Genomic DNA, 16,055 nt, shown 5'->3' with positions numbered 1-16,055 from the left:
CATCGCGCACGGTCAGGCAAGGCGTGCAAGCAATTGCAAGGATTGAGGATGAAACGGCCAGTTCGCTGTGGCATAGCGAACTCATGAACGGTTCCGACACATTTTTCGAAGAAGCCCTCTCCCTGCTTGGCCCTCGCGGAATCACGCGCGACCCCGATCTTGTTGCACCTTCGCTGACCGATTGGCGCGGACGCTACACCGGGCGCGCGATCGGCGTGGCCTCTCCCGCCAGCACCGCCGAAGTCGTCGCCCTCGTCAAGCTATGCGGGGCCCATGGCGTACCTATCGTGCCGCAAGGCGGTAACAGCGGCATGTCGGGCGGGGCCACCCCGGACGAATCGGGCACAGCTGTGGTCCTTTCGCTGCGGCGCATGAACGCGATTCGCGAGATCGACACCGAAGGTCGCCGCGCCACCTGCGAGGCCGGCGTGGTGCTGCAGACACTGCACGAAGCGGCGGATGCCAAGGGCCTGCGCTTTCCGCTCACCCTGGGCGGAAAAGGTTCTGCGACCGTGGGCGGGCTGATCTCCACGAATGCCGGCGGCTGCCAGGTCCTGCGCCAGGGCTCCATGCGCGCGCTCGTCCTCGGCCTCGAGGCTGTCCTGCCTGACGGCGAGGTTTTCTCGATGCTGACGCCGCTGAAGAAGGACAACCGGGGCTTCGACCTCAAGCAATTGCTGATCGGCTCAGAAGGCACGATGGGCGTCGTCACCGCGGCCACGCTCAAGCTGCTGCCCGCCGTCGCCGACCGCGTCGTGATCTGGGCAGGCGTGCCCGCCCTTGGCGATGCGCGCAAGCTCATGCTGTTTTGCGAAGACGCCATGGGCGAGGCGCTCGAGGGCTTCGAGGTGCTACCCCAGGCCTGTCTCGATGCCGTGCTGCATCACTTGCCCGATTCCCGCGCGCCGTTGGAAGGGCGCCACGGTTGGCACGTACTGATCGAAGTCGTGGCCGATCGCGCCGCGGTCGATACGCTACGCGAGCGGTGCGAAACCATGATGGCCGCGGCTTTCGAGAGCGAACTGGTCGAAGACGCCGTCATGTCGGCCAGCGAAGCCCAGGCCGAAGCCTTCTGGTTGCTGCGCGAATCGATTTCTCCCGCCGAGCGCGAGCGCGGACCGGCGATGCAGCACGACATTTCCGTGCCGGTCGAGAAGATGCCAGAATTCGTCGAGACGACGGCGCCGATGATCGAGGCGAAATGGCCCGGCACGGAAGCCGTCGCTTTCGGGCACCTGGGCGATGGCAACGTGCACTATCATGTCATTGCGCCGAACGTGGAGGACGCACTCGCCTGGCAGACCGGCCCGGGCAAGGACATCAGCCGTTATGTGCACGATCTCGTAACCGAGTGGGGCGGCTCGATTTCGGCCGAGCACGGCATCGGGCAGATGAAGCGCGACGAACTGGCTCGTCTCGGCGATCCGGTCGCTCTGTCCATGCTGCGGGCGGTCAAGCAGGCAATCGATCCCAAGGGCATTCTCAACCCCGGCAAACTGATCTGAAGCGCTCCGCAAAAAGGAGGTCCTGTGCCCGTGCGCAACGCGGCCAGCGCGCTTGCGCGCCTGCAACCCAGCCACTAAAGCGACCTATCCAAAAATCTACCCAGCCTGCGGAGAAGATCGTAATGGCCAGCGCGCCGCAAAATTCTGCCCTGCCCTTGTTCTACAAGGACCTTATCCCGCTCAATTCACAGCAGCATGCCTCGTGGAAGACGCGCGCGACCGACAAGGCCACCTGGCTGGTCGGGGTGAATTCCGTCCCGCTCACGGTCGAGGAATTCCCGCAGGCCCAGCGCAACTTCCCCATCATCTTCACCACTGGCGACAATCCGGTCCCACTCGCGCTGATGGGCATGAACGAGGGCGTGAACGTCTTTGTCGACGAAGACGGCACCGTGAACTCCCCGGTCTACATCCCGGCTTATGTCCGTCGTTACCCCTTCATGCTCGCCAAGCTGCGTCAGGAAAGCGATGAACTCTCGCTGTGCTTCGACCCGACCAGCGACCTTGTCGGCGAGCTTGACGAAGGCCAAGCGCTCTTCGACGGCGCAGATCCGGCCGAAGCCACCAAGAACATGCTCAAGTTCTGCGAGAACTTCGAGATCGCGGGCAACAAGACCGCCAACTTCATCGCCGAGCTCAAGAAGCACGACCTGCTGATGGACGGCGAGCTGAACATCGAGACCGGCCAGGGCCAGCCTTTCAACTATCGCGGCTTCCAGATGGTCAACGAGGAAAAGCTGCGCGAGATGCGCGGCGACATCCTGCGCCAGTGGAACCAGAACGGGATGCTGCCGCTGATCTACGCACACCTGTTCTCGCTCGAACTCGTGCGTGACATTTTCGGCCGCCAGATCAGCCAGGGCAAGGGCCCGCTGGTGCCGGCCAACGCCTGACCGAAAAACCGATGCGGACGAGGGTTTTGACAAATTTGTCACACTCTCGTCCAATTCGCCACGGTCGGTTCGGAAACTTCGTGCAAAGCGATTCCGAGTTGTTTTAAAGAACCTCTTGAATCTCGCCTCAGGCCTGCATATTATTGCAATGCCTGATCGGCGCTACCCTCATGGCCCGGTCGGGTTGGTGCACATCGTGCACCTCCTCCCTGAACCTTGGCCACCTCGTGCATTGCACGAGGTGGTTTTTTAATGGCCAGAGAGAGTTTTCAGAAAACCCGGCGAAAACCGCCAGATTTCGCCAACTTATGCGCGCAAGTCATTCTGCAGCCAGCGGCCACTCCCTGCCGCCGGCAGCCTGCCCGAGATCGGCGACGACAGCCGCCAGACGTTGGACCATTGCCACGAGCACATCGACGACTCGCGGCAGGCCCTCTCCCGGCTCGGAAAGATTCGCATCGAGATAGCAACTGCGGTCGATCTCGAGCTGGAAAGCATGCAGCCCGCGCTGCGGCTGCGCGTGGCGTTCAAGCACGTAACCCCCGGCATAAGGGCGATTGTGTGCAGCCGGCAGGCCGTGCTCCGCGAAATGGGCAAAGGCCGTGGCGATCACGCTGCCGTGGCAAGTCACACCGAATCGGTCGCCGACGACATATTGCGCGCCTGTAACGCCGAATCGATTCGGCAACGGCGGCATCGAATGCAAATCCAGCAGCAGTGCCGCCCCCCAGCGCTCACGCAGAATGGCCAACTGCTCGGCCAGGGCGTCATGATAAGGCGCGTGAATCCCATCGACCCGGGCGGTAAGATCCTGCCTTGCGTGGCGCGAACGCCACAGTTCTCCCAGGCCGGGCAAGCGCCGCGGAATCAGCCCCAGCCCGCTCAGGACCCGCCGGCTCGGCATCTCTCCATTGCGCTCGGGCCGCGCCGAACGCTCGAACATTTCCCAATCGATATCCTCGGGCGCGCGATTGAGATCGATCATCGCTCGCGGGGCGTGGGCCATCAGCAGGCTCGCCCCGGTTCGCGCCGCGATCTCCTCGCCAAGACGATCGACGTAACGGTCCTCCAGCCGCAGCGAGACCGACTCGGGATGGCGCATCTCGCGCAGCAGGCCGCTGGGGTAGACCCTGCCCGCATGGGGGACGGCAACGAGTACGGGTATCGCCGAGGGTTCGGCTGCGGTGATCGTGAAAGCCGGGCTCGCCGGAGCGCCGGGAATCTGCCCTCCCGTTCGTCTTTGCGAATCACTCTCGCCCACTTTGCTCACCATGCCCTTGAAACTGGTCCTTTCACTTTCGCCTGTCAAAACGTCCCGTTCCCGGTCAGTCCCAAATCCAGACGAGAATGTTAACCCGTCCTGGCGTATGACCCATCTTCCGGTCGCACCGAAAGCGACCACGTTCAACGACATGGAAATACGGGACGACAAGGCGATGATCCGCATCCTGCTAGCCGAAGACGATGAGGCGATGCGCACCTATCTGGCACGGGCATTGGAAAATGCCGGATACGATGTGGTTGCCGTCGATTGCGGCACAAGCGCCCTGCCCCATCTGGAAACCGAGACTTTCGACCTGCTGCTTTCGGACATCGTCATGCCCGAGATGGACGGCATCGAACTGGCGCAGCGCTGCGCCGAAGTCTCGCCGATGACCAAGGTCATGTTCATTACCGGTTTTGCCGCCGTCACCCTGCGCGCCAGCCGCGAGGCACCGCAGGCGAAAGTCCTTTCCAAGCCCTTCCATCTTCGCGATCTTGTCATGGAAGTGCAGCGGGTTTTCGGCCTTCCCGAGCACGCTCGACTTTAATTGAAAAATTCCTGCCAAAGCGGCTTGCATCACCTGAAACATGACGCTAGAGGGCCAGTCCTCCGAGCGGGAACGCCCGCAAGGAGCTCTGGACGGAATGGGCGTATAGCTCAGTGGTAGAGCACTATGTTGACATCGTAGGGGTCGCAAGTTCAATCCTTGCTACGCCCACCATTCCCCAGGCCTGATGGCTAGAAACCCGTCGCGAAAGCGGCGGGTTTTCTGCTTTCCGGGACCGGCATGGTGACCGGTCGCAATCGGTCGGAGCGCGCCAACGCCTCCGGGGAAGATCGGATCGACGCCACCGCGCAGGCGAACTGGCGCCAAAATGCCGTTCCTTGCCTTGCTAAGCGTCCACCCTCTCCTTAAGAGACGCCCAAATTCTCATCCCCAGGGGAGCTTTCAAGCATGGCAAAAATCAAGGTAGCAAATCCCATCGTAGAGATGGACGGCGATGAAATGACCCGGATCATCTGGGAATGGATCCGCGAGCGTCTGATTCTCCCCTACCTCGACATCGACCTCAAGTACTATGACCTCTCGGTCACCAAGCGCGACGAGACCGACGACCAGATCACCGTCGACGCCGCCAACGCCACCAAGCAGTATGGCGTTGCCGTGAAGTGCGCGACGATCACCCCCGATGAAGCCCGCGTAGAGGAATTCAGCCTCAAGAAGATGTGGAAGTCGCCCAACGGCACGATCCGCAACATCCTCGGCGGCGTCGTCTTCCGCGAACCCATCGTGATCTCGAACGTTCCCCGCCTGGTTCCGGGCTGGACCGACCCCATCGTCGTGGGCCGTCACGCGTTCGGCGACCAGTACCGCGCCACCGACACCCTGATCCCTGGCCCCGGCAAGCTGCGTCTCGTCTGGGACGGTGAAAACGGCGACAAGATCGACCTCGACGTGTTCGACTTCCCGGCCCCGGGCGTCGCCATGGCCATGTACAACCTCGACGAATCGATCCGCGACTTCGCGCGTGCTTCGTTCAACTACGGCCTCGGCCTGAAGTGGCCGGTCTACCTGTCGACCAAGAACACGATCATGAAGGCCTACGACGGCCGCTTCAAGGATCTGTTCCAGGAAGTGTTCGACACCGAAGGCTTCGCCGAGAAGTTCAAGGAAGCCGGCATCACCTATGAGCACCGCCTGATCGACGACATGGTCGCCTCGGCGCTCAAGTGGTCGGGCAAGTTCGTCTGGGCCTGCAAGAACTACGACGGCGACGTGCAGTCGGACACCGTTGCACAGGGCTTCGGCTCGCTGGGCCTGATGACCTCGGTCCTGATGGCACCCGACGGCAAGACCGTCGAAGCGGAGGCCGCCCACGGCACCGTCACCCGTCACTACCGCCAGCACCAGCAGGGCAAGTCGACCTCGACCAACCCGATCGCCTCGATCTTCGCCTGGACGCGTGGCCTCATGTACCGCGGCAAGTTCGACAACACGCCGGACGTCGTGAAGTTCGCCCAGACCCTCGAGCGCGTCTGCATCGAGACCGTCGAAAGCGGCGCGATGACCAAGGACCTCGCGCTGCTGATCGGTCCCGATCAGAGCTGGATGACCACCGAGCAGTTCTTCGAAGCCATCGTCGAGAACCTCGAGAAGGAAATGGCCTCCTGGGCCTGACCTTTACGGTCCATGGATTCGGGCAGCTCCGGCTGCCGGAACAGGAAGAGCCCTCCCCCACGCGGGGAGGGCTTTTTCTTTACCTGCACGTCATGCGGCGCAGGTAGCGCCATTGACTTTTGTTCTCTTTATGTTCACATCGTGGCATGCAACCTCTCAAGGGAAGAGGCGCTGCCAGCGGGGCGCCAAGCTCTCGCTTCAACCTGCCCGGACGGGAAGCCGACGGGGACTGGCTCGACAGCGTCGCCGACATCGACGGCCCTCCCCGCAACCCGGCCACGAGCGTGACCGAGGAGCATCCCCGCACGATCCTGTCTTTCAACAAATCGCCGGACATTCCCTTCGATCGCTCGATCAATGCCTATCGCGGCTGCGAACATGGCTGCATCTACTGTTTCGCGCGGCCCAGCCACGTCTTTCACGACCTTTCGCCCGGCCTCGATTTCGAAACCAGGCTCTTCGCCAAGCCCGATGCGGCAAGGCTCCTGCGCACCACGCTGGCAAAGCCAGGCTATCGGCCGGCACCGATCGCGATGGGAACCAATACCGATCCCTACCAGCCGATCGAGGCGCACTACCGCATCACGCGCGAGATCCTCGAAGTCTGCCTAGAGACGCGCCACCCGGTGACGATCACCACCAAGTCGGACCGGGTCCTGCGCGATCTCGATATCCTGCGCGAGATGGCGCGATTCGATCTGGTGGGCGTGGGCATTTCAGTGACCAGCCTCGATGCCAACCTCTCGCGCCTGCTGGAACCTCGGGCGGCCACCCCGGCCAGGCGAATTGCCGCGCTGGGCAAGCTGGTCGAGGCCGGAATTCCCGCCCATGTCTCGATCGCTCCGGTAATCCCGGCGATCACCGACCAATTCCTGGAGGCGATACTGGAAGCCGCGGCAGGGCAAGGCGTGCGCGGCGCCATGTGGATCATGGTGCGCCTGCCCCACGAAGTTGCGCCGCTGTTTCGCGAATGGCTGGAAGTGCACTTCCCCGAGCGAGCCTCCAAGGTCATGGCGACGATTCGCGAGATGCGCGGCGGCAAGGACAACGACCCGCGTTTCTTTGAGCGCATGCGCCCCAGCGGCGTGTGGGCCGATCTGTTCCGCAATCGCTTCCGGCTTGCGGCCAAACGGCATGGCTTCGGCCCGCCGGATCTCCATCTGGACTGCTCCGGTTTCAAGGCGCCCGACGCAAGCGGACAGTTGTCGTTCCTCTAGGCACGTCTCGTCCCTGAACAGGCTCGATTCGGCGCAGGACATGTCAGTTTTGAAACAACTCGCTGGGTGGCGAGTTCTTCGCTGCAGACAAGGAATTCAAAAGGAGGTCTTCATGGCCGAAGAATACACCACCCACGAAACCACACGCGAAACGTCGCAGGCTCCGCACACGACTGTAATTCACGAGAAGAGTTCTTCCAGTGGAACCGGAATCGTCATGGCGGTCATTGTCCTCGTCGCGGTTATCGGCGGGATTTACCTGTTCAGCCAGACATCGAGCAGCGAAGCAGCCAAGGACAACGCCATCGCCAATGCGGCGAACAGCGTGGGCAACGCGGCCGAACAGGTCGGCGATGCCGCCGAGACCGCTGCCGGCAACGCGGCCAACCAGTAATTCGAGCCGAGGCGGCTGCCCGCCTAGCGGCCGCCTTCGTCATACCGGCAGCGTGTAGTCCTTGTATTGCACGCGAAGGTCCTTCTTGCTGATCTTTCCGGTGCCCGTGTGCGGCAGGGCATTCACCAGTTCCACCGCATCGGGCAGCCACCAGCTGGCGACCTTGTCGCGCAGGAATTCGCGCACGTCCTCACCGTGCAGACTGCTGCCACCGCGCGGCACGACGATGAGGAGCGGCCGTTCGTCCCACTTGGGATGCGCAATTCCGATGGCCGCCGCCTCGACGACGTCCGGGTGCCCCACCGCGGCGTTCTCCAGTTCGACCGAGCTTATCCATTCCCCGCCCGACTTGATGACGTCCTTGGTGCGGTCGGTCAGCCTGACCGAACCGTCCGGCATGATCGCCGCCACGTCTCCGGTATCGAACCAGCCCTGTTCATTCGCAGCATCTTCTTCCGCCTTGAAGTAGCGCCTGATCGTCCAGGCCCCGCGCACTTGCAGCGCGCCCGAGGCCTTGCCATCGTGAGGCAGCGGCGTTTCATGGTCATCGAGCGAAACGATGCGCACTTCGCTGCCATAGACCACCCTGCCCTGCAGGCACTTGCGATCGACCTGTTCGTCGAACGACAGCGTGTCCCAATCGGCCCCTTCATAGGAAACCGTCGCGATCGGCGAAGTCTCGGTCATGCCCCAGGCATGGCCCACCCGCACACCGCTGCGCATCAGCCGTTCCACGACGCTGCGCGGAAAGGCAGCGCCGCCCGATATGGCGTAAGCGATCGGCGGCATGTCCTTGCCCGTCTCGTCGAGGTGCTGGAGAAAGGCGAACCAGACCGTCGGCACGCCGGCGACATGCGAAACCCGCTCCTGCTCGATAAGCGCGCAAAGCGCCGACGGATCGTTGACCTGGCTATAGACCAGCTTTGCCCCAGTCGCCGCGCAGCCCCAGGGCATGCCCCAGTTGTTGGCATGGAACATCGGCACGATGGGTAGAACGCACGATCGCGGCTCCAGCGCCAGGCACGACGTGGCGATCATCGCCAAGGTGTGCAGCATGTTCGAACGGTGCGAATAGAGCACGCCCTTGGGGTGCCCGGTCGTGCCGCTGGTGTAGCATAGCATGCACGGATCGCGCTCGTCTCCCAGCGCCCAGGCAGTCTCGCCGTTCTCGGCACCGATCCAGTCGTCGAACGCGGGCGCATGCTCGGGCGAATCGAAGCAGATGTAATGCGCGATCCCCGGACACAGCGGACGCAGGCGGTCGACGATGGGCTGGAATGCCGCATCATAGATCAGCACCCGGTCCTCGGCATGGTTGATGATGAAGCTGAGCTGGTCGTCGAAGAGCCGCGGATTGATCGTGTGCAGCACGCAGCCGGCTCCGGGCGCGCCGTACCAGGTAACGAGATGGCGCGAGTGGTTCATCGCCAGCGTCGCGACCCGATCCTGCGGCTGCATGCCAAGGCGCCGCAAGGCCTGCACCATCTTCAGCGCATCGCGCCGAACTTCCCGCCAGTTGGTGCGGGACTGCTTTCCATCCGCCCAGTGGGTGACGATCTCGCGCTCGCCATGTTCCCGCGCGGCATGGTCGATCAGACCCGTGACCCGCAGCTCCCAGTCCTGCATCGCACCCAGCATCGGCTCTCCTCTCTGCGGCTGTGCCTTTGCGCACTTATGCCTTGAGACAGGAGGGTAATCATCGGCGCGGCACTAGGCCATAGCAAACCGACCTTTGCAAATCAGGCCGCGCGGCGCAGCCCTTCCGGGCCGCGGCGGGCAGTCAGCGAAATGTTGGAGAGGCCATCGATCGTCGCGAGCTGCTCGGCAAATTCGCCGTCGAGCGCGAAGTCACGGCCCAGCCGCACTTTCTGCTCACGTCCGTTGCCCAGCTTGAGGTTGGCGATGACCTCGCCCCCGCCAGGCGATCCGGGACGCATCAGCAGCGCCAATTCCTGCACCGCCTCCACCCGGTCGATGTCGAGCCGCAGCAGCATGCGCGCATCGGCTTTCACTTCTGCCAGTGGCCGCGCCCCGCGCACCGTAACCCGGGGAGGCTCGTCCGCGCTCGGACTGTCCAGTTCGACGTTGAGCAGGACGCAAGTGCCTTCCTTCGCCCACTTCACGAAGTTCTCGACCAGACTTTCCTCGAAGCACGACGCGGAGAAATTGCCCGACTGGTCCGAGAAGTCGGCCATGACGAAGTCCTTGCCCTTGCGGGTCTTGCGCTTCTGCACGTTCTCGACAAGCGCAGCCATGACTGCGCCGGATCGTCCGCCGCCGCCCGAGCCGCCGGCGATCAGGCTGGCGTGCGTGCGCGCACCATTGGCCGAGGCCACCGCGCGGAACTGCTCGACCGGATGGGCGGCGAAGTAGAAGCCGAAATTCTCGCGCTCCTTGGCCATCTGGTCCATCCGGCTCCAGGGTTCGGCATCGACGAGACGCAGCCCCGGCTCGGCGTGATCGTCGCCGCCGAACAGGCCCGCCTGCCCGCTCGAACGGCTGCGCGAGGCTTCATCGGCAACGGCCAGAAGCAGGTCCGCATTGGCCAGCACCTTCGCACGGTTCGGCTCGAGGCTGTCGAGCGCACCGGCCGCGCCCAGGCTTTCAAGCTGGCGGCGGTTCATCGATCCGGCCGGAGCGCGCTTGAACAGGTCGTGCAGGCTAACGAACTTGCCGTTCGCCTGACGCTCCGCGACGATCGCGTCCATCGCCTTTTCACCGACGTTGCGGATGCCCGCCAAGGCATAGCGCACGGCGTGGCTGTCGTGGGTTTCCTCGACGATGAATTCCGCTTCCGACATGTTGATGTCGGGCGCGGCCAGTTCGATGCCGTTGCGCCGTGCATCGTCCACGAAGATCGCCAGCTTTTCCGACTGGTGCATGTCGAAGCACATGGCCGCTGCATAGAATTCGTGCGGGTAATGCGCCTTCAGCCAAGCGGTGTGGTAGGCGAGCAGCGCGTAGGCGGCTGCGTGCGACTTGTTGAAGCCGTAGCCGGCGAACTTGTCGATCAAGTCGAACAGTTCATTGGCCTTGGGCTCGTCGATGTCGGAAAGTTCCTTGCAGCCGGCCACGAAGCGGGCACGCTGCTTGTCCATCTCCTCCTTCTTCTTCTTGCCCATCGCGCGGCGCAGCAAGTCTGCATCGCCGAGCGAATAGCCCGCCAGGATCTGCGCGGCCTGCATGACCTGCTCCTGATAGACGAAGATGCCGTAAGTTTCGGCGAGGATGCCCTCGAGCTTTTCGTGCGGAAACTCGATCTGCTCCAGCCCGTTCTTGCGGCGGCCGAAGAGCGGGATGTTGTCCATCGGGCCCGGTCGATACAGTGAGACGAGCGCAATGATGTCGCCGAAGTTGGTCGGCTTCACGGCCGCCAGGGTGCGGCGCATGCCCTCCGATTCCAGCTGGAACACGCCGACCGTGTCGCCGCGCTTGAGCAGTTCGTAGACGGCCGGATCGTCCCAGCCGAGGCTCGACAGGTCGATCCTGATCCCCCGCCGTTCGAGCAGGTCGCAGGCCTTGCGCAGTACCGACAGGGTCTTGAGGCCGAGGAAGTCGAACTTGACGAGCCCGGTATCCTCGACCGATTTCATGTCGAACTGGGTGACCGGCATGTCCGAACGCGGATCGCGGTAAAGCGGGACCAGCTTTTCCAGCGGGCGATCGCCGATGACGACGCCCGCCGCATGGGTCGAGGAGTTGCGCGGCAGGCCCTCGAGCTGCACGGCCAGGTCGACCATGCGGCGCACTTCGGGATCCGTGTCGTATTCGCGGCGGAACTCGGCGACCGGCGGGTCCTTGGTGACGCCGTGTTCCTTGCGGCCGTTCAGCGCCTCGGTGAGGTTCCACGGGTCGGTCGGATGGTTGGGCACCATCTTGCACAGCGAATCGACGCGGCCGTAGCCCATCTGCAGGATGCGCCCGCAGTCGCGCAGCACCGCGCGGGCCTTCATCTTGCCGAAGGTAATGATCTGCGCGACGTGATCGTGGCCGTACTTGCGCTGGACGTAGCGGATCACTTCGCCGCGCCGGGTTTCGCAGAAGTCGATATCGAAGTCAGGCATCGAGACGCGTTCCGGGTTGAGGAAGCGTTCGAAAAGCAGGCCCAGCCTGAGCGGGTCGAGATCGGTAATGGTCAGCGCCCAGGCGACCAGCGAGCCGGCACCCGAACCACGGCCCGGACCGACCGGAATGCCGTTGTCCTTGGCCCACTTGATGAAGTCGGCAACGATCAGGAAGTAGCCGGGGAAACCCATGCCGATGATAATCTGCGTCTCGAAATCGAGGCGGTCGGCATAGGCAAGGAAGTCCTCGGTCACGCCCTTTTCGCGCAGGGTCTCGTAAGCCGCCTTGCGCTCGTCGCCCTTGGAGGCGAGCGCCTCGTCGAGTTCGTCCTCGCTGACGTCGGCCCAGTAGGGCAGCAGGCGCCGCGCAAGGCCGCGCCGGGCATCGTCGACCAGCATCCGCGCCTCGCCTTCGCGGTCGCCGGCAAGGCTTGGCAGAAGGGGCTTGCGGCGCGGCGGCGCAAAGGCGCAGCGCTGGGCGACGACCATGGTGTTGGCGATGGCCTCGGGCAGGTCCGCGAAAAGCTCCTGCATGACATCGACCGGCTTGACCCAGCGCTCGGACGAAGAGCGCGGCCGGTCGGGTGCATCGACCTGCGTGGAGTTGGCGATGCACAGCATGCCATCGTGCGCGGAATGAAAGCTCGCCTCGGAATATTGTGCCGGGTTCGACCCGACCAGCGGAATGTCGCGCTCATAGGCAAGCGCGATCAGGTCTTCCTCGGAGGCGTCCTCCTCGGGCTCGCCGGTGCGGGTAATCTCGATGTAGAGGCGGTCGCCGAACAGGCCCTGCAGGGTATCGCAGTAGCGCTCCGCCGCCTCGGGACGGTCGTCGGCATAAAGCCGCGCCAGCGCGCCCTCGTTGCCGCCGGTGAGGCAGATCAGGCCATCGGTATGGCCGCGCAGCGATTCCAGTTCCACATGGGGATCGAGTTCAAGCGGCCGGTCGAGGTGGGCGCGGCTGACGTGGCGGCACAAGTTGAGCCAGCCATCCTCGTTCTGGGCGAACAGCGCCAGCCAGTCGATCGGCAGATCCTGCCCCTGCGCAACCGCCCCCGGACGGGCAACGGCGAGAAAGGTCCCGACAACGGGCTGCACCCCTGCGTCCATGCAGGCACCGGCGAAAGTCGGGGCGCCATAGAGACCATTGCGGTCGCAGATGGCGATGGCCGGAAACTTGCGCTCCTTGGCCAGCTTGGCGATCGCCTTGGGGTCGATCGAGCCGTCCAGCATCGTGAAGCTAGAGAAGATGCGAAGCGGGACGAAAGGCGAGAACGGCATAGTGGGAATTTAGGCATCGCGCGCCCGCGCGATCAAGGCCGCGCTGGGGACAAAGCGGGGGATAGCGCGCATTGCCGCGGCGCAAATTGCCGGCCTTGCCCCGCCCCCGCGCAATCGCGAAAGGGCCCCTGCCGGATCAGAGCAGCGCTTCGATGTCCTTCGCAAGGCCCTCGGGCTTGTCGGTCGGACCATAGCGACGCACCACCTTGCCTTCGCGGTCGATCAGGAACTTGGTGAAGTTCCACTTGATCTTCTTCGTGCCCAGCACGCCGGGCGCTTCGGCCTTGAGCCAGTCGAACAGCGGATCCGCGCCCGGGCCATTGACTTCGATCTTGCCCATAAGCGGAAACGAGAGACCGAAATTGACCTCGCAGAATTCGGCGATCTCATCGGCCGAACCCGGTTCCTGGCCGCCGAACTGGTTGCAGGGAAAGGCGATCACTTCGAACCCGCGGTCGCGGTACTTCTGCCAGAGCGCTTCAAGACCCTTGTACTGCGGGGTGAAGCCGCACTTGCTTGCCGTGTTGACCACCAGCAGGACCTTGCCCGCCTTGTCGGCAAGGGCCAGCTTGTCACCATTGGGAAGCGTCGCATTGAAATCGGCGATAGTCTTCAAGGTCGGCACCTCGTTGCCTGAAATCGCTATCAAGGAAGAAACCTCGCAGGCGCACGCGCAGGCCCCAGCGAGACCGCCCGGCAATGCGGGTCGGCCTCACCGTGCAACCTGCGTCAGTCCGGGGTCCTGGGAAAGTCCGCGCGGCGGAAAAGCGCGCGAATCTCACCGATGGAAAGACGGTGATCGCCTTCCTTCTGGATCGCGTATTCCCTCTGCTTTTCTTCGGGCAGGTCCATGACGAAGTCGATCAATTGGGCCACGGTGCCGCGACGGATCGTCTTGAACCGGTGGAACAGACCGCCCCCATCGGCGCACTTGTGCAGTTCCGCCGAATCGTTCCAGCCGAAACCGCGCGGCGCCTCCGGTTCACCCTGGATCGTGGAGGGAGTGTCGCTCATCTGCGTGGTCCTTTCGTATTCCCTGTGGTTTTCTTTCAACTTGGGCATTTGCCGCAGCGAAATCAACGTGGATCCTCACTGCGTCCTGCAATGATGCAGGCCAAGTCGGTGTGTCGCTATTGCAGCACGCCGTCGTGCAGACGCACGACTCGGTCCATGCCCAGCGCCAGCCGCTCATTATGCGTGGCGACCAAGGCGGCGCTGCCCTGCCCGCGCACGAGACGCAGGAACTGGTCGAAGACCTTGTCGGCCGTCGCCTCGTCAAGATTGCCGGTGGGTTCGTCGGCCAGCACCAGCCGCGGCCGGTTGGCCAGCGCGCGGGCCACTGCGACGCGTTGCTGTTCGCCGCCCGAGAGCTTGCTCGGGCGATGCTCGAGGCGTTGACCAAGGCCAAGTGCGCCCAGCAGCTCGCGCGCGCGCTCCTCGCATTCCTCGCGCGGCTTGCCGGTGATCAATTGCGGCAGCACGACGTTCTCGATCGCGTTGAAGTCGGGCAGCAGGTGGTGGAACTGATAGACGAAGCCGATGTGATCGCGGCGCACCCAGGCGCGTTCGTCCTTGCCCAGCTTCGAGGCATTTATCCCGGCAATCTCGATATGGCCGCCGAAGCCGCCTTCAAGCAGGCCGATGGCCTGCAGCATCGTCGACTTGCCCGAGCCCGACGGGCCCAGCAGCGCCACGATCTCGCCGGGGCGGATCACAAGGTCGACGCCGCGCAGCACGTCGATAGTGACGCCGCCCTGCTCGAAGCTGCGCGTCAGCTTCTCGATACGCACGACCGGAACGCCGCGCTCGGCGCCGACTTGCGGTTCCTGGACATTCACGGGTTCACTCATAGCGCAGCACCTGCACGGGATCGGTGCTCGCCGCCTTGAAGGCCGGGTAGAGCGTGGCAAGGAAACTGAAGGCGAGCGCCATCAGGCAGATAACGGCAATCTCCACCGGATCGGAACGGGCCGGCAATTCGGTCAGGAAGCGGATCGAAGGGTCCCACAGGTTCTGTCCGGTGACGATTTCCACGAGATGGACGATCGGCTGGCGGAAATAGAGGAACACGAAGCCCAGGATAACGCCCGCCACCGTGCCGAGCGCACCGATGCAGAAGCCCGTGGTGACGAAGACCTTGAGCAGCGATTTTCGCGTCGCCCCCATCGTGCGCAGGATCGCTATGTCGCGCGTCTTGGCGCGCACCAGCATGATCAGCGACGAGAGAATGTTGAACACCGCGACCAGCACGATGATCGAGAGCACGACGAACATCGCCACGCGTTCCACCGCCAGCGCCTCGAACAGCGAGGCATTGATCGTCTTCCAGTCGGTGACGATGGCCTGCCCGGCCAGCTTGCGCTCAAGCGGGGCAAGGATCTGGTCGACACGGTCGGGATCGGTCGTGGTCACTTCGATCATGCCGATCGAATCGCCGGTCAGCAGCAGCGTCTGCGCATCCTTCATCGGCATCACCACGAAGGCCTTGTCGTAGTCGTAGACGCCGATCTCGAAGATCGCGGCGACGCGATAGGCGATCTGGCGCGGCACGGTGCCGAAGGGGGTCGAGCGGCCTTGCGGATTGATCACGGTGATCATGTCGCCCACTTGCGCGCCCAGGTTCTGGGCGAGCTGGGAGCCGATCGCCACGTTGTTGCCGCCGGGCTCGAGTTGACCGAGACTGCCGGCCTTCACCTTGTCGCGAAGCCGGGCGATGTCCTGGTCGGTATTGCCGCGCACGAGGATCGCCTCGACCCGCCCGTTGAAGCTGGCCAGCAGCGGCTGCTCGATCAGCGGCGTGGCGCGGGTGACGCCGGGCGTCTTGCGCACGTCCTCAAGGACATTCTGCCAGTTGTCGAGCCTGCCGCCATAGGCCTGGATGATGGCGTGGCCGTTGAGGCCGACGATCTTGTCGAACAGCTCTGCGCGAAAGCCGTTCATGACGCTCATGACGATCACCAGCGCCGCCACGCCGAGCATCACCGCGGCAAGGCTGATGCCCGCGACGAGCGCAATGAAACGCTCGCCCTTGCCGGGCAACATATAACGTTTGGCGATAGTCCATTCGAAGGTGGAAAGGATCAAGCGACGGGTCCGTCTGTGATCGGGTCAATGCGCAGCTGGCATTAAGGACATGAACAAAGGCTTGCAAGCCACGGGCGAACTTGGCCGGGGACGCGTGACGACACCGGGTTTGTGCCCAACCGACAAGCCCGCTATGGGTTCCCTCGACGAGCGGGTCGCAACGCTGTCATGACC

13 protein-coding genes and 1 tRNA gene are annotated in these 16,055 nt (G+C 63.7%); 7 read left to right on the top strand and 7 right to left on the bottom strand.

Going from position 1 to position 16,055, the window contains the following annotated elements:
- The first annotated feature begins 83 nt into the window (after nt 1-83).
- Entirely contained in the window at nt 84-1,505 is a 1,422-nt protein-coding gene (locus J3474_RS20100; RefSeq protein ID WP_207095363.1) for an FAD-binding oxidoreductase, read from the top strand.
- Between the two features lie 122 nt (nt 1,506-1,627).
- Nucleotides 1,628-2,398, top strand: a complete 771-nt coding sequence (locus J3474_RS20095) for a SapC family protein (protein WP_207095362.1) — start codon at nt 1,628-1,630, stop codon at nt 2,396-2,398.
- 319 nt (nt 2,399-2,717) lie between these two features.
- Here the strand turns inward: J3474_RS20095 and J3474_RS20090 are convergent, their stop codons facing one another.
- Nucleotides 2,718-3,671, bottom strand: coding sequence for an N-formylglutamate amidohydrolase (locus J3474_RS20090; protein WP_207095361.1), 954 nt, complete (start codon nt 3,669-3,671; stop codon nt 2,718-2,720).
- A 163-nt stretch (nt 3,672-3,834) separates the two neighbouring features.
- Here J3474_RS20090 and cpdR point away from each other — a divergent pair, with 163 nt between their 5' ends.
- The 5 genes from cpdR to J3474_RS20065 all read left to right on the top strand — a co-directional run bounded on the left by cpdR (nt 3,835) and on the right by J3474_RS20065 (nt 7,452).
- A complete protein-coding gene (gene cpdR, locus J3474_RS20085) occupies nt 3,835-4,209 on the top strand; it encodes a cell cycle two-component system response regulator CpdR (RefSeq protein ID WP_041559465.1) in 375 nt (124 codons plus the stop codon).
- Nucleotides 4,210-4,308: 99 nt separating this feature from the next.
- Nucleotides 4,309-4,383 (top strand) — tRNA-Val (locus tag J3474_RS20080).
- A gap of 234 nt (nt 4,384-4,617) precedes the next feature.
- Nucleotides 4,618-5,841, top strand: a complete 1,224-nt coding sequence (locus tag J3474_RS20075) for an NADP-dependent isocitrate dehydrogenase (RefSeq protein ID WP_207095360.1) — start codon at nt 4,618-4,620, stop codon at nt 5,839-5,841.
- 146 nt (nt 5,842-5,987) lie between these two features.
- The gene (locus J3474_RS20070) at nt 5,988-7,058 is read left to right on the top strand and encodes a PA0069 family radical SAM protein (protein WP_207095359.1); all 1,071 of its coding nucleotides are present in this window, start codon (nt 5,988-5,990) and stop codon (nt 7,056-7,058) included.
- A gap of 112 nt (nt 7,059-7,170) precedes the next feature.
- Nucleotides 7,171-7,452: a hypothetical protein gene (locus J3474_RS20065; protein WP_041559067.1), complete on the top strand. Its 282-nt coding sequence runs from the start codon at nt 7,171-7,173 to the stop codon at nt 7,450-7,452.
- Between the two features lie 39 nt (nt 7,453-7,491).
- Here J3474_RS20065 and J3474_RS20060 read toward each other — a convergent pair whose 3' ends face one another.
- The 6 genes from J3474_RS20060 to J3474_RS20035 all read right to left on the bottom strand — a co-directional run bounded on the left by J3474_RS20060 (nt 7,492) and on the right by J3474_RS20035 (nt 15,881).
- Nucleotides 7,492-9,090: a long-chain fatty acid--CoA ligase gene (locus J3474_RS20060; RefSeq protein WP_207095358.1), complete on the bottom strand. Its 1,599-nt coding sequence runs from the start codon at nt 9,088-9,090 to the stop codon at nt 7,492-7,494.
- A 101-nt stretch (nt 9,091-9,191) separates the two neighbouring features.
- Nucleotides 9,192-12,797 (bottom strand): DNA polymerase III subunit alpha, encoded by a 3,606-nt coding sequence (gene dnaE, locus J3474_RS20055; RefSeq protein WP_207095357.1) that lies wholly within the window; start codon nt 12,795-12,797, stop codon nt 9,192-9,194.
- A 136-nt stretch (nt 12,798-12,933) separates the two neighbouring features.
- Nucleotides 12,934-13,422, bottom strand: a complete 489-nt coding sequence (locus J3474_RS20050; RefSeq protein WP_013834019.1) for a glutathione peroxidase — start codon at nt 13,420-13,422, stop codon at nt 12,934-12,936.
- A 104-nt stretch (nt 13,423-13,526) separates the two neighbouring features.
- A complete protein-coding gene (locus J3474_RS20045; RefSeq protein WP_207095356.1) occupies nt 13,527-13,811 on the bottom strand; it encodes a hypothetical protein in 285 nt (94 codons plus the stop codon).
- A 116-nt stretch (nt 13,812-13,927) separates the two neighbouring features.
- Entirely contained in the window at nt 13,928-14,647 is a 720-nt protein-coding gene (locus J3474_RS20040; RefSeq protein ID WP_207095355.1) for an ABC transporter ATP-binding protein, read from the bottom strand.
- Entirely contained in the window at nt 14,640-15,881 is a 1,242-nt protein-coding gene (locus tag J3474_RS20035; protein ID WP_207095354.1) for a lipoprotein-releasing ABC transporter permease subunit, read from the bottom strand. The genes J3474_RS20040 and J3474_RS20035 overlap by 8 nt, the downstream gene beginning before the upstream one ends.
- Nucleotides 15,882-16,055: the final 174 nt, after the last annotated feature.

Origin of the sequence: Novosphingobium sp. PY1 (assembly GCF_017312445.1) — a bacterium.
Lineage (GTDB): Bacteria > Pseudomonadota > Alphaproteobacteria > Sphingomonadales > Sphingomonadaceae > Novosphingobium.
The sequence above is the reverse complement of the archived record's forward strand: the minus strand, read 5'-3'. Positions and strand labels throughout refer to the sequence as shown.

What these genes read in the sequence shown, in the direction of transcription:
- J3474_RS20100 (WP_207095363.1), top strand. Translation starts at nt 84, where the DNA reads ATGAACGGTTCCGACACATTTTTCGAAGAAGCCCTCTCCCTGCTTGGC.
- J3474_RS20095 (WP_207095362.1), top strand. Translation starts at nt 1,628, where the DNA reads ATGGCCAGCGCGCCGCAAAATTCTGCCCTGCCCTTGTTCTACAAGGAC.
- J3474_RS20090 (WP_207095361.1), bottom strand. Translation starts at nt 3,671, where the DNA reads ATGGTGAGCAAAGTGGGCGAGAGTGATTCGCAAAGACGAACGGGAGGG.
- cpdR (WP_041559465.1), top strand. Translation starts at nt 3,835, where the DNA reads ATGATCCGCATCCTGCTAGCCGAAGACGATGAGGCGATGCGCACCTAT.
- J3474_RS20075 (WP_207095360.1), top strand. Translation starts at nt 4,618, where the DNA reads ATGGCAAAAATCAAGGTAGCAAATCCCATCGTAGAGATGGACGGCGAT.
- J3474_RS20070 (WP_207095359.1), top strand. Translation starts at nt 5,988, where the DNA reads ATGCAACCTCTCAAGGGAAGAGGCGCTGCCAGCGGGGCGCCAAGCTCT.
- J3474_RS20065 (WP_041559067.1), top strand. Translation starts at nt 7,171, where the DNA reads ATGGCCGAAGAATACACCACCCACGAAACCACACGCGAAACGTCGCAG.
- J3474_RS20060 (WP_207095358.1), bottom strand. Translation starts at nt 9,090, where the DNA reads ATGCTGGGTGCGATGCAGGACTGGGAGCTGCGGGTCACGGGTCTGATC.
- dnaE (WP_207095357.1), bottom strand. Translation starts at nt 12,797, where the DNA reads ATGCCGTTCTCGCCTTTCGTCCCGCTTCGCATCTTCTCTAGCTTCACG.
- J3474_RS20045 (WP_207095356.1), bottom strand. Translation starts at nt 13,811, where the DNA reads ATGAGCGACACTCCCTCCACGATCCAGGGTGAACCGGAGGCGCCGCGC.
- J3474_RS20040 (WP_207095355.1), bottom strand. Translation starts at nt 14,647, where the DNA reads ATGAGTGAACCCGTGAATGTCCAGGAACCGCAAGTCGGCGCCGAGCGC.